The organism is Salarchaeum japonicum (genome assembly GCF_020614395.1).
Taxonomy (GTDB): domain Archaea; phylum Halobacteriota; class Halobacteria; order Halobacteriales; family Halobacteriaceae; genus Salarchaeum; species Salarchaeum japonicum.
Window position 1 is genome coordinate 1231749 of the sequence record NZ_CP085324.1, and the last position, 12866, is coordinate 1244614.

11 protein-coding genes are annotated in these 12866 nt (G+C 67.5%); 4 read left to right on the forward strand and 7 right to left on the reverse strand.

What is annotated here, in order from left to right; genetic code table 11:
• Nucleotides 1-285 carry a DUF7521 family protein gene (locus tag LI334_RS07050; RefSeq protein WP_227259688.1) on the forward strand — a complete coding sequence of 95 codons (285 nt, stop codon included), beginning with the start codon at nt 1-3 and terminating at the stop codon, nt 283-285.
• On the opposite strand, the gene LI334_RS07055 is transcribed toward LI334_RS07050, so the two are convergent.
• Nucleotides 282-1553, reverse strand: coding sequence for a glycosyltransferase family 87 protein (locus LI334_RS07055; RefSeq protein WP_227259689.1), 1272 nt, complete (start codon nt 1551-1553; stop codon nt 282-284). The two genes, LI334_RS07050 and LI334_RS07055, sit on opposite strands and share 4 nt — an antisense overlap.
• A 192-nt stretch (nt 1554-1745) precedes the next feature.
• On the opposite strand from LI334_RS07055, the gene LI334_RS07060 reads away from it, so the two are divergent.
• Nucleotides 1746-2897: an outer membrane lipoprotein-sorting protein gene (locus tag LI334_RS07060; RefSeq protein WP_227259690.1), complete on the forward strand. Its 1152-nt coding sequence runs from the start codon at nt 1746-1748 to the stop codon at nt 2895-2897.
• A 43-nt stretch (nt 2898-2940) separates the two neighbouring features.
• Nucleotides 2941-3693, forward strand: coding sequence for a hypothetical protein (locus LI334_RS07065; RefSeq protein WP_227259691.1), 753 nt, complete (start codon nt 2941-2943; stop codon nt 3691-3693).
• Between the two features lie 209 nt (nt 3694-3902).
• Here LI334_RS07065 and LI334_RS07070 read toward each other — a convergent pair whose 3' ends face one another.
• Together LI334_RS07070 and LI334_RS07075 are read right to left on the reverse strand one after the other, a co-directional pair.
• Nucleotides 3903-4625, reverse strand: coding sequence for an aspartate/glutamate racemase family protein (locus LI334_RS07070; RefSeq protein WP_227259692.1), 723 nt, complete (start codon nt 4623-4625; stop codon nt 3903-3905).
• Nucleotides 4625-6391 (reverse strand): M28 family peptidase, encoded by a 1767-nt coding sequence (locus LI334_RS07075; RefSeq protein WP_227259693.1) that lies wholly within the window; start codon nt 6389-6391, stop codon nt 4625-4627. The genes LI334_RS07070 and LI334_RS07075 overlap by 1 nt, the downstream gene beginning before the upstream one ends.
• 151 nt (nt 6392-6542) lie before the next feature.
• Here LI334_RS07075 and LI334_RS07080 point away from each other — a divergent pair, with 151 nt between their 5' ends.
• Nucleotides 6543-6767: a hypothetical protein gene (locus LI334_RS07080; protein ID WP_227259694.1), complete on the forward strand. Its 225-nt coding sequence runs from the start codon at nt 6543-6545 to the stop codon at nt 6765-6767.
• Here the strand turns inward: LI334_RS07080 and LI334_RS07085 are convergent.
• The 4 genes from LI334_RS07085 to LI334_RS07100 are packed head-to-tail and all read right to left on the reverse strand — an operon-like array spanning nt 6749 to nt 12821.
• Complete coding sequence (locus LI334_RS07085) at nt 6749-9070, reverse strand: ABC transporter ATP-binding protein (RefSeq protein WP_227259695.1); 2322 nt, start codon at nt 9068-9070, stop codon at nt 6749-6751. The two genes, LI334_RS07080 and LI334_RS07085, sit on opposite strands and share 19 nt — an antisense overlap.
• Entirely contained in the window at nt 9067-10008 is a 942-nt protein-coding gene (locus LI334_RS07090; RefSeq protein WP_227259696.1) for an ABC transporter permease, read from the reverse strand. The genes LI334_RS07085 and LI334_RS07090 overlap by 4 nt, the downstream gene beginning before the upstream one ends.
• Nucleotides 10008-10994: an ABC transporter permease gene (locus tag LI334_RS07095; RefSeq protein WP_227259697.1), complete on the reverse strand. Its 987-nt coding sequence runs from the start codon at nt 10992-10994 to the stop codon at nt 10008-10010. The genes LI334_RS07090 and LI334_RS07095 overlap by 1 nt, the downstream gene beginning before the upstream one ends.
• A gap of 27 nt (nt 10995-11021) precedes the next feature.
• Nucleotides 11022-12821 carry an ABC transporter substrate-binding protein gene (locus tag LI334_RS07100; protein WP_227259698.1) on the reverse strand — a complete coding sequence of 600 codons (1800 nt, stop codon included), beginning with the start codon at nt 12819-12821 and terminating at the stop codon, nt 11022-11024.
• Nucleotides 12822-12866: the final 45 nt, after the last annotated feature.

Sequence of the window (12866 nt, forward strand, 5' to 3'; positions counted from 1 at the left end):
GTGAGTTCGCTCGCAACCGTCGCGACGTGGCAGGTCGTCCTCGACGCCTTCCTCGTCTGCGTCGGCGGTCTCGTGAGCGTGCACGCCTACCGGGGGTATCGGCGCAACGACAGCACGGCGATGCTCGCCGTCTCGGTGGGGACGCTGGTGCTCGTGCTCGCGCCGTTCCTCCTCGAATACGTGTTCGAGGCCGCCACGGTTGTCACGCCCCTCCAGAGCGCGGTGCTCCGGCAGGCCGCGGACAGCGTCGCCGTGCTCGTCATCCTGTACGCGCTCCTGCGTTAGTCCTGCTCGGCGACGCGGCGGTCGTCCGGCGTCGTCGCGGGTTCCTCGACGGGCGCGGCGCGGGCAGCGTGGACGACGCAGCCGGCGAGAATCACGAGGAGGCCGTAGAGCGCGAGCGACCCGACAGAGAGGACGGCGCGACTCGCCGCGACGACGGAGATAGTGAGTGACGCGGGCGCGCCGAGCGCCCCGAGCACGTCCGCGACCATCGCGGGCTGCACCGGCGCGAGCACGAGCGCCGTCCCCGTCAGGAAGCACGCGCGGACGACGGGGTCGCGAACCGTGTAGAGGAGCGCGACGAGCGGGACGTACGCGTAGAGGACGTGGTGGACGTTGGACGCGGGGGAGACGAGTAGCATCACGACGAGCGTGCCGAGGTAGGCGACGGCCCGGTTCTGTTGGGTTTCGACGCGCGTGTAGAGCGCGGCGAGCGCGGGGAGCAGGAGGAGGCAGGCGAGCGCGGTGTACGCGAGCGGGTGGGCGTCCGGGAAGAGCGCGGCGAGCGGGCGCTGGAGCGTCAACGCGGAGACGTTCGGGCTCATCCCGGCGGCGAGGTCGTGGACGCGGCTCCGCTCGAAGACGATGAAGCGGACGTACTCGGCGTGGAGCGGCCAGCCGAACGCGGCCACGCCGGCCGTCCACAGCGCCGCCGTCGCGCCGACGCACCACGCGATGGCCCGCCACGCGCGCCGTCGGGCGAACCAGACGAGGAGGAACAGCGGGAAGAGTTTGAACGCGGACGCCAGCGCGAGCACGCCGCCCGCCGTCCGCTCCCGGCCCGCCGCGAGCGCGCGGTGGACGGTGAGGAGGGCGAGGAGGACGAACAGGCCGAGTTGGCCCTGGCCGAGCACGACGACGGGGTACGTGCTGAGCGTGAAGAACGCCGCGACGAGCGCGGCGTCGGTTCGGGTGAGTCGAACGTCGCGGTCGCGGAGGCCGGCGATGACGAGGGCGGCGCAGGCGAGGCCGGCGATGACGCTCACTGCGGCGTGCGCGAGGTACGCGGCGCTCCACGAGACGAGCGTGTACGCGTAGAACGCGACGACCGTGACGGGCGGGTACACCCACTCACCGCCGCCGACGGCCGGGGAGACGCCGACGAACGGCCGGCCGTCGCGCGCGAGCGTCGCGGCGTGGTGGTACGCGCGGAAGTCCCACGCGAACGGCGCGGTGTCCGCGAGCAGGAAGAAGTAGGCGGGGACGAGCGTGCCGACGAGCACGCCGAACGCGAGGACGGCGCGGACGCGGCGACGGGACGCGGCGCGCACTACGACCACCGCGGAGGGACGTGGGTCGCGCGTCGAATCGCGGCGTCGCTGTCGGGGGAGGGGGGCGTGGACGGGGCCATCGTCGGAGTCGATGGCGTCGGCGGGCTTAACGGGTCGCGGGCAGTTTCTCGCTCTGAAACCGGAGGCGACACCGAGGGGTTTACGGGCGCGCCCGCGGACGTTCCGGGCGTCATGCGTCCTCGCTCACGCGCCCTCCTCGTGCTCGCGGTGCTCGTCGCGGGCGCGGGCTGTGCGGCCCTCCCCGGTGACAGCCAGCCGAACCCGGCGGACGTCCGGCAGAACGCGGTGTCGAAGGTTGATGCGCTCGACGCGTACGCGGCGACCGTGCACGTGCGGTTGAACGGGTCGCTGAACCAGACCGTGACGTACCGGGTCGCCTACCAGGACGGGCGGACGAACGTCACGTACCGCTCCCCGGAGCGGGTCGCGGGGACGCGGCTGGTGTCGAACGGGACGGCGACGGTGCAGTACGACCCGCGGACGAACCGGGCGACGGTGACGTACGGGACGACGCCGACGCACCCGTTGGCGTCGCTCGCGGGGATGCTCGACGGGAACGCGACGTACGAGGGGGAGACGGAGGCACGCGACGGGTTCGCGGTCGAGTACGCCGTGGAGGGCGGTGACGCGTCCCTCCAGGTGGGCGCGGGCGGCGGCCCCTACCAGTTCGTCTCGAAGGGCGCGGACGTGAACCGGACGACGCGCGTCTGGGTCGACCGCGACCGCGGGATTCCCGTGAAAGCCCGGACGGTGTCGGCGTTCGAGAACACCACCCAGCGGCTCACGGTGGAACTGACGAACGTCACGCTCAGCCCGACGTTCGCGGACGACCGGTTCGACCCGAACGTCCCGGCGTCCGCGACGGTCACGACGAACCGCGTCGTCACGAGCGACGACATCGCGGCCATCCGGGCGAACGCGTCCGTGTCGGTGCCGACGCCGGACGTGCCCGCGCCCTACGAGTTCGAGGACGGAATGGTCGTCTCGTACGGGAATCAGACGACGGTGACGCTCACGTACGCGACGCCGAACGACACGACGCTCCTCGTGACGAAGCGCGTGCCGGCGAGTGAGCGCGCGGGTTCGGGCGAGCGAATCGACGTGTCGGGCACGACGGTTCGGTACGTCGAGGACGGCGACCGGACGCAGGTGCGGTGGACGGCCGACGGCGCGACGTACACCGTGACGGGCGACGGTCGCGACCTTCTCGTCGCCGTCGCCGAGTCGCTCGTCGCGGGAGAAGCGTCAGCGGGGACGGGGGCGACGGCGTCCGGGACTACCCGCCCGGGTACCGTGTCGGTTGCGACGTGTTTCTCTGACTGAAACTCCCCGATAGCTATACGCCGCGCGGGCCGCGACCTCCGGCATGGACTTCGCGCCAGCGGTCTCGTTCTCCGATGTCGCCGGCGGCGCGCTCGTGCTCGTCGGCCTGGTCGTGCTCGCGGTCAGCGCCCGGTACGTCTGGCGGGCGTCCGTCGTCGTTCGCGCGCCGGCGGTCGCGGCGCTCGACGACGCCGCGGAGGGAGCGGTCGTTCGGCTCACGGGAACCGTCGAGGAACCCGTGAATGACGCGGTCGTCGCGCCGTTCAGCGGCCGGGAGTGCGTCGCGCTCCGCGTCGAAATCGAGGAGCGCCGACTCAGCGTGCTGTACGTCCTCCCGTGGTACGTGACGGTGTACGAGGCGACCGCGGCGGTTCCGTTCACGCTCGCGGCGGGCCGCGCGTCGGTTCGGGTCGCGGAGCCGACGCGGACGGTGCAGGCCGACACGACCATCGTCGCGCGCGCCGGCCCCGGAGAGTCGCCCTCGGACGATATCTCGGCGTTCGAGCGGGACGCGGACGGCGTGTCGGCGTCGTCGTGGTGGCGGTCGCCGCCGCGCGTCCTCCGCCCGGTGTTCCGCGCGGTCTCCATCGGGACGCGGCGCTACACCGAACAGCGCATCGCGCCCGGCGACGAGGCGACCGTGGTCGGCCGCGTTCGGGACGGCACGCTCGACTCGCTCGTCCTCTCCGACCGCGGGCCGCGCGCGACCGTGGTTCGGATGGCGCGAACGGCCGTCGGCGGCGTCTGCGTCGGTCTCGCCGGGCTCGCAGTGGGGGGATTCCTCCTGCTCGGGTAGGCAATTCATCGACACTGCGCGTGTGTGGAGTGCGTTTCGAGGCGGAGAGCTAGCTACTGGGCGTACTGTAGAGGGAGAGGGGGAGGCTGTGCTCTAGACTGACGCGGGTCGGGGACCGGAGTGGAAAACGAACGCTGTTGTATCCGGCAACAGATAAAGCGTTAGCTTTCCAGTTACAAATAACGGAAGGAATAGTATAAGTCTAGGGGTCAGCGCAGCGCGTCGATGTCGGACGCGTCCACTGGTGGGTACGACCGGTCGCTTTGCGTGATGCCGTGGCGCGCCCACGTTGTTGCCTGTTCGAGCGCGATGGTCGCCGGGTCCAGGAACGGCACGTCGAGGCGCTCCGCGACGACCTCGTGTTGCTGTGCGAACGAGAGGGTCATACACCCGGGGAACAGCGCATCCGCGCCGTCCTCCCGCACCGCGCGCGCACCGGTGTCCACCATCCGCTCCGCGAGCGCCGTGGACTCGTGGTCGATGTCCTCGACGGGCGCGTCGACCGACCGAACGCCTGCGCACCGATCCGCAAGCCCGAGCGCGTGCAGTTGCTCGCGGCACATCGGGACGGTGCGGTCGAGGACGGTGAGCCAGCCGAACCGGTCGGCGACCTGCGCGGCGGTGTGAACCGTCGCTTCCGCCGGGCCAACGACCGGAATCGGCACCAGCTCGCGGAGCGGTCGCAGGCCGGTGTCGCCGAAGCAGCCGACGACGATGGCGTCGTACTCGGACTCGATAGCGCGCGCCCGACTGAGGGTTCCGGGGACGCTCAGGGCGTCGTCGACCGTGGACTCGATGCTCGACGGGCCGTCCGGGGAGGCGTTGACGACCGTGACCGAAGCGCGCGTCAGATCGTTTGCGATGCGCTCGCGGCGCGCTCGCTCGTCCGCCGCGAACCCGCTCCCGGGGACGAGATACGCGATATCCACCATTAGAGGAGTCGGCGGGCGCGGCGCACCTCGGCGACGACCGCGTTCTGTTCGCGCTTCAACTGGGTCTGTAGGAACTTCACGTCGTCGCCCTCCAGCGCTTCGAACTTCGCGGCGGGCGCGAGCCGCGGCACGGGCTGGCGGCCGACCGCGGGATCCTGCTCGAACTGGCCCTCGGAGACGAGGTTCACGCGCGTCAGGATGCGCGACAGCTGTTTGATCGTCTCGTTCGCCTTCGCGGCGGACACGTCGCCGGTCTCGACAGCGTCGTAGAACGCGTCGAGGTCGGTTTCGAGCGACTCGAGCGATTCGATAGCGGGCGAGAAATCGAAGTGGTCGCCGGCGTCCTCGTCGTAGCCCTCCACGGCGTCACGGATGGCGGCGGCGTTACGCGTGTGGTCGAACGGCAGCACGTCCGCGTTCAGGACGCGCGCGACGCTCACCGCGTACAGCCGGATGTCGCGGACGAGTTCGTCCTCTCCGGCCTTGTCGAGCGTGTCAGTGGAGACGTGCCAGGCGTCCGAGTTCCCGCCACAGCCCCCGACTTCGTGGAACCCGCGCTCCTCGCGTTCCGCGGTCGGGATGTTCGAGGACAGCATGAAAAATCCCGTGATGCCGAGGTTGTCGAACGAGTAGTCGCCCGCGCGGTGCGGGAAGTGCTCCTCGTACGGCGCGCCCGTCACGTCGTCGATGGCGTCCCCGACGAGCCCGTGCGCCTCGGGCGTCCAGCACGACATGTCCGTGTAGTCGGTCGCGTCCTTCGCGCCCGGACTGTCCATGTTCACCTGCGCGACGCAGTTCTCGTCGAGTTCGTGCGCGAACTCGTCCGCGTACCACGTTGACCCCGCGTACCGGCCCGTCGAGTGTGCGGGCCACCACGCGATGCGGATGTCTCGGTCGAGGTCGTCGCTGTGCTCCTCGAAGACGCGCGCGAGTTCGAGGAGTCCCGCATCACCTGTCGCGTTGTCCGTGATTCCGACGTACCACGAGTCGTAGTGTCCGTGCAGGAGGACGAAATCGTCGCTCTCGCTGTTCCCGCCCTCGATGCGCGCCTCGACGAGCGGGCACTCCATCCAGTCCGTCGTGAGGTCGGTCTCGATTTCGAGTTCGAGCCCCTCCTCTGCGAGCGCCCAGTCCTTCAGCGTCTCGCCGTCCGGGTTGTTCACGTTGACCACGGGAATACCGGGAATCTTCTCCTTCTCGTCGAGCCGCGGCGCGCCACCCCAGACGGGCGTTGCGATGCCGTTGTGCGGTTCGCGGTCGTGTTCGTGGATTGCGACGACGCCGATGGCGCCCTTGTCTTCGAGGATGCTGGTCGCGCGAATCGAGAGGCTTCCCGCGGCGGTGAGCGCTATCTTCCCGGAGAGGTCGCCCACGTCCGCGAACGCGCCCTCGCCCGCCGCGCCCTCGGAGAGCAGTCCGCTCTCGACCTCGCCGACGTACTCGACCTCGCCCTGCACGGTCGTGGACTCGGAGAAGGAGACGGTCTTCACCGGCCCGGGTTCGAACTCCTTGTTCAGCGTACGAATATCCGCGTCGTGTGGTTGGCTGATGTAGAGTTCGGGGTCGTAGCGGCTCGCGTCCACGTCGAACGCATCGAGCCGGTCGAGGATGTACTCGGCGGCCTCGACCTCCTCCGCGGTACCGGAGAGGCGGTTGAGGTCGGCGAACTCTTCGAGGAGGGCCCACGATTCGTCGACGGAGATGTCGTCCACGAGCGACCGTTCGAAGTCGCTAAGCGCTTCACTATCCGCGATAGTCTGACTCATCCGCTTGAGACTCTCACACCCACCCGCAAAAGCGTTCGCCTTGCGGTAGCCCACCACGCGCGCCGGGGTCGCCGCTGCGCCGAAACCGGCGGCGAGACCGGGTTGTGACAGAACCAACGCTTATACTGCCGGGGGAGAAACCCAGTCTCGTATGCCTGCGACAGAGTCACAGAACCGTATCACGGACACCGGACAGGCGGGCTTCTTGCTCCTCCTCTCCGTGAGTTGCGTCGTGTTCGCCGTCGGCATCTCGATAACCCTCCTCGGGCTGACGACGCCCTACCTCATCTCGCTCACCGACAAAATTGCCGTCGTCGCCGTCGGCATCGCGGCGATACTCGGCGGTGCGACCGGCGCCTACACCGCGCTGTCGTAGAGGTGACAGGCGACGTAGACACCATCTACTTCTCGATACTCGGGTGACGCGATCTCGCACTCGCTCGTGAACGTCTCCGCGAGCGTCGCCGCCGCTGCCTCCCGGTCGTCGTTCGACAGGGCCGCGAGCGCCGACTCGACCGCCGACTCCGCCGCCGCGTCCGCGAACCCACCCGAGAAGTACGCGTCCCGAAGCGCCGCGGCGTCGCTCTCGCCGTCCGCGGAGATGACGCTCCGAACGCTGTCGGACTCGACGTCCTGCCGGAGATCCATGACCTCGCGGAACCGCTCCTGCGCGATATCAAGATTCTCGGGCGGAATCACGTCGGGACAGCGCGTGTGGAACCGACAGCCCGACGGCGGGTCGCGGGCGGACGGCGTCTCGCCCGAGATGTCAGCGCCCGTGCGCTCGACCGTCGGATCCGGAACGGGCACGGAGTTGACGAGCGCGCGCGTGTAGGGATGCTTGGGGTCGTCGACGAGATCCGCGGTGTCGCCGAGTTCGACGAACTCCCCGAGGTACATCACTCCGGTGCGGTCGCAGATGTTCCGCACGAGACTGATGTCGTGACTGATGACGCCGTACGTCAGGTCGTGCTCCGCGCCGAGGCGTTCCATCAGGTCGAGGACGTTCGCGCGAATGCTCACGTCGAGCATCGACACCGGCTCGTCCGCGAGCACGAACTCGGGGTCGATGACGAGCGCGCGAGCGATGGCGACGCGCTGCCGCTCACCGCCCGAGAGCTGGTCGGGGAACCGCTGGAGGTACTCTTCAGCGGGCGACAGCCCGACTTCCTCCAGCGTCTCCCGGGCGCGATCGACGCGCGCCGAGTACGACGACTCGTCCCCGAGCAGACTGATGGGTTCGAGGAGCGTCTGCTGAATCGTCAACCGAGGGTTCAGACTCTCGAACGGATCCTGGAAGATGACCTGGGCGTCCCGCCGGAATTCGGACTCGTTCCGCCGGCTCAGCGACCCGAGGTCGCGGCCGTCGAACGATATCGTCCCGTCGGTCGGTTCGAGGAGCTTCAACAGGAGGCGGCCGAGCGTGCTTTTCCCGCTCCCGGATTCCCCGACGATGCCGAACATCTCCCCGCGGTTGATGGTGAACTCGACGTCGTCCACCGCCCGGACGGGGGTGGGTTCGCGGCCGAGCAGCGTGTCCACGAGCCCCTGGTCGTTGTCGAAGTACTTCCGCAGGCCGTCAACTTCAACCAGCGGTTCGTCCGTCGGCGTGCGCGTCGCCTCCGCGGACGTTCCGCCCCACGTCTCGGGTTTCGCCGCCTCTTCGCGGATGCGGTCGATGTCGTCGACGTAGTGACACCGCGAGACGTGGCCGGCGTCACCCGGCGCGTCGTGCGCCTCGGGGTGCGCGCTCGCGCAGTCTTCGGTTGCGAACGGACAGCGCTCGCGGAACACACACCCCGACGGCGGGTTCGTGAGGTCGGGCGCGGATCCGGGGATAGCGACGAGGTCGCGGTCCGGGTCGTCCACGCTCGGGAACGAGTTCTTCAACCCGAGCGTGTACGGGTTCGCCGGGTTCGTGAACACGTCTTCCGCGGTGCCGCGTTCCATCAGTTCGCCCGCGTACATCACGGCCACATCATCGCAGATTTCGGCCATCACGCCGATGTCGTGACTGATGACGACGATGCTCAGGTCGAACTCGTCCTGGATGGACGCGAGCTCTTCGAGGATTTCGTCCTGGACGACAACGTCGAGCGCGGTCGTCGGTTCGTCCGCGATGATGACGTCGGGGTCGCAGGAGATAGCCATCGCGATGACCGCGCGCTGCAGCATTCCACCCGAAAACTCGTGCGGGTAGTCGTCGAGCCGCCCCGGATCGAGTCCGAGCCGGTCGAAGAGGTCGCGCGCGTGCGCCATCGCTTCCTCGGCCGTGCGGTCAGTGTGGAGCTGCACGACGTCCACGATCTGTTTTCCGACCGTCGTCACCGGGTTCAGGGAGTTCATCACGTTCTGGGGGATGGTTGCGACCTCCGACCACCGCACGCCCCGGAGTTCCGCCTCCGGGAGGCTGGTGAGGTCGCGGCCGTTCAGGCGAACGCTCCCGCTCGTGATCTCTCCGTTGTCGTCCAGCAGGCCGACGAGCGACCGGACGGCCGTCGTCTTCCCGCAGCCGGACTCGCCGACGACGCCGAACGTCTCGCCGCGCTCGACGGTGAAACTCACGTCGCGCACGGCCTGCACGTCCGGGCCGTCGTCCATCCGGTACGTCACCGAGAGGTCTTCGACTTCGAGGAGGTGTTCCGATTCTGGTTCGCGTGCGTCGACTGTCGTGCTCATGACTGACTACCCGGATTCATGACGTCTTCGAGACTGTACCCGACGAAGTAGAACGACGCGGCGAGCAACGCGATCATCAGGCCGGGCGGAATCAACCACCACCACGCCGTGTAGACGTAGCCCTCGACCTGAATCCACTGCAGCATCACGCCCCACGAGATGTTCGTGAAGTCGCTGAACCCGAGGAACGCGAGGCTCGCCTGCGTCAGAATCGCGAACGCAGCGTCCTGTGCGAGGTAGACGAACGACAGCGGCAGCACGTTCGGGATGATGTGCCGGAACATGATGCGGAAGTCGCTCGCCCCGCTCGCGCGCGCCGCCTCCACGAACGGCCGCTCGGAGAGCGACAACACCTGGCCGCGGATGACGATGGCGTTGTTCAGCCAGGACTTCACGACGATGGCGAGGATGATGTTCGTCGTCGACATCCCGCGAACGAACACGAGGACGATGACGAGCGGCAGGAACGGGAGCGCGTACAGGATGTCCACGACGCGCTGGATGCCCTCGTCAATCCACGTGTTCGCGTAGTAGCCGCTGATGATACCGAGCGGCACGCCGACGAGCGAGGATAGCAGGCCGGCCGCGAGCCCGATGAAGAGCGCGGTCCGACTCCCGTACACGAGCTGCGTGAAGATGCCGTGTCCGAGGCTGTCCGTGCCGAGCGGCGCGAAGAACGGATCGCCGAACGCGGGCGGGTGGGGAAGCGACGCCATCTGTTCGAACGTCGCTCCGTCGCCGTACGCCCGCCATTCGAGGCTGTGCGGCGCGATATACGGCGCGAACACCGACATCAGGATGATGACGGTGAGGATGACGAGTCCGATGAGGCCAACGGGGGACTCCGTGAACTGCCCCCACGTTCGCTTGAACCCGATCTTCCACGGTTTCAGGCGGTCGCGGAGCTGGTCCATCCGGGAGTAGTCCTTCGCCGCCATCAGTCGCTGCCTCCGAATTCGATGCGTGGGTCGATCATTGTATAGACGATATCAGTGAGGAACCGCAGGACGACGATGAGCACGCCGAGAACGTAGAACGCGGCGAGCGCCGTCGGCAGGTCCTTCGCGAGCACGGAGTCCACGAGGAGTTTCCCGAGACCGGGCCACGAGAACACCGTCTCGACGATGACGCTCCCGTCTATCATAAACGCGATACCGATTATCGCCTGCGTGACGACGGGAATGAGGGCGTTCCGTGCGCCGAACCGCGTCATCACGGTCGACTCGGGGTAGCCCTGTGCGCGCGCGAAGTCGATGTAGTCCGCGTTCACCACGTCCTGCATCGTCGTCCGCATCACGAGCATCGGCCCCGCCCAGCCGATGAGCGCGAGCGCGAGCACCGGGAGCGTGAGGTGGAGGACGAGGTTGACGACCGCGTCCACCCAGCCGAACTGTGACGCGAACGGCGGGAGCATGTGTCCGGACGGCAAGAGGTTGAGCTGGTACGAGAACACCCAGAGCAGTATCCAGCCGAGCCAGAAGAACGGGATGCTGTACAGCGTCAAGCCCGCCATGAACCCGCCGAGGTCGGTCTTGCTCCCGCGCTTCCACCCGAAGTACGTCCCGAGAATCGTCCCCAGGCTGTACTGGAGGACGAACGCGGGGACGAACAGGATGAGCGTCGGGAACAACCGATCCAGGATGCGTTCGCTCACGGGTTCGAGGCTGGTGACCGAGTACCCGAAGTCGAACACGAGGTAGTTCGTGATGAACTGCACGTACTGCTCCCAGAGCGGCGCGTTCAGGCCGAAGCGTTGTTCGAGGTTCTGAATCTGTTCCGCCGTCATACTCGGCCCGACCAACTGATCCACGGGACTGCCCGGCATCGCGTGGAGGAGGACGAACAGGAGCGTCGCGATCGCGTAGAGAGTGACGGCACTAATCCCGAGACGCCGGAGGATGTACCGTCCAGTTATCCGTGCCATATCGTGTGTCGCGTGAGAGTGGGTGTGTTATTGAGACTGATGGACATTGAAGTACGACCACGGGTTCTGGGAGATGCCGCCCGGCATCTGCACCCAGCCGTCGAACGCGTTCGTGGTGGCGTGCAGCCGGTTCGGATACTCCGTGATGAGCGCGGGCATGTCCTCGTAGATGGCGGACAGCGCCTCCTTCGACGCCTGCCGCTGCGCGTCTTGGTCGTACGTGCTATGAACCGTCTCAATGAGGTCGTCCGCGCCGCCGTACCCCATCGGGTTGAGGTGCAGGGCTTCCTCGTTCGACTCCATGTCGGCACGGCGACTGTGCAGCCAGTAATTCAGGTAGAAGTGCGGTTTCGGCATGTACACCCAGCCGGACGCCCACATGTCGAAGTTCTCCTGCCCCCAGACGCGCGGCGACTGGCTGTTCTCCGCGATGGGCTGTTTCTCGGTGGGAATCCCGACCTCGTTGAGGTTCTCGACGAACCGGCCGCAGGCGCGGGCGACGATGGGGCTCGCGGACGGCGGCGTCATCATCATCTGGAGGGGGCCCTGTCCGCCCTCGCCGTCGTTGTTCGTGTGGGCGTCGGTCAGGAGTTCCCCGTCGATCCGGATCTCCGCGTCGCCGGTGACCTGACTGGACTCGACGGATCCCCACGTGTAGTCGTGTTCGCCGTCGGCGTTCTCGAGGAACGACCGCATCTGTTCGACATCGAGCTCCCCGCTCTCGGTGCGGTACGGGCCGCTCTGGAACGAGTCCGGCCGCCACGGTTCGTACGTGTTCGCGGCGGGGTAGTCGCCGGCCGTGGAGAGACCGCGGCGGAGCGTGTTCACGAGGTAATCGAACGGGTATGCGAACCCGAGGCTCTGCCGGAACTTCTTGTCGTCGAACGGAACACGACGCATGTTGTACGCGATGTACTCGTAGCCGCGCGTCGGCGAGTTCCAGACCGTCGTGTCGTCGCGGTCCTGTAACTGGAACGCGCGGTTCGGCGTGACGGAGGAGTACGTCAGGTCGACCTCGCCGTTCTTCATGCCGTTGATGAGCGCAGTCATACTCCCAAACACGAGGAACCGAATGCTGTCCACGTACGGACCCTCGTGGAGGTCGTCCGGAATCGCGTCGGGGCGCGCTTCGAGTTCGTACCAGTTCCCCTCGCTCTTATCCCGCCACTGGAACCCGCCGGCGCCGATGGGTTGCTCGGGCGAGTACGTCGTGTAGTCGTCCACGTCGGACCAGACGTGTTCGGGGAGAATCGGCACGGCGAACGTTCCGGTGTCCGGCGTGAAGACGGCGGGCGTCTCGCTCCCGAGCGTGAACTCGATCTCGTACTGTCCGGTCTTCTCGAAGGAGTCGATGTTTCCGACGTTTCCCTCGTAGCGGTGGCCGCTCTCCTCCATGAGGTAGTTGAACGTGAACGCCACGTCGTCGGCGTCGAACGTTTCGCCGTCCGTCCACGTCATTCCCTCCCGGATGCTCGCGCTGCCTTCAAGCGTCTCCGGGTCGAACTCCCAGTCGGAGAACGCGTATCCGGCCGTCTCGTTCGGGTTCTCGGGGTCGCGCGCGGTCGGGTAGACGAACAACTGATCCATGATGGCGAACGCCGCGGAGTCGGAGATGACGAGCGGGTTGAAGCCCCGCGGTTCGTTCGTCAAGCCGATGACCGGCTTTCCGCCCTGCTGGATTTCTCCGGAGGTGGTCGTTCCGCCGGTCGTCGTGTCGTCGTCGGAGGAGTCCCCACCGCCGCTCGAACAGCCCGCGAGGCCGGCGACCCCGCCGACGCCGAGGTACTTCAGAACGTTACGGCGAGTCCCTTGACTATCGTTACTCATAGGTTTGCTACCGAGACTCACTTTTTCACGCCGCGTTATAAATTT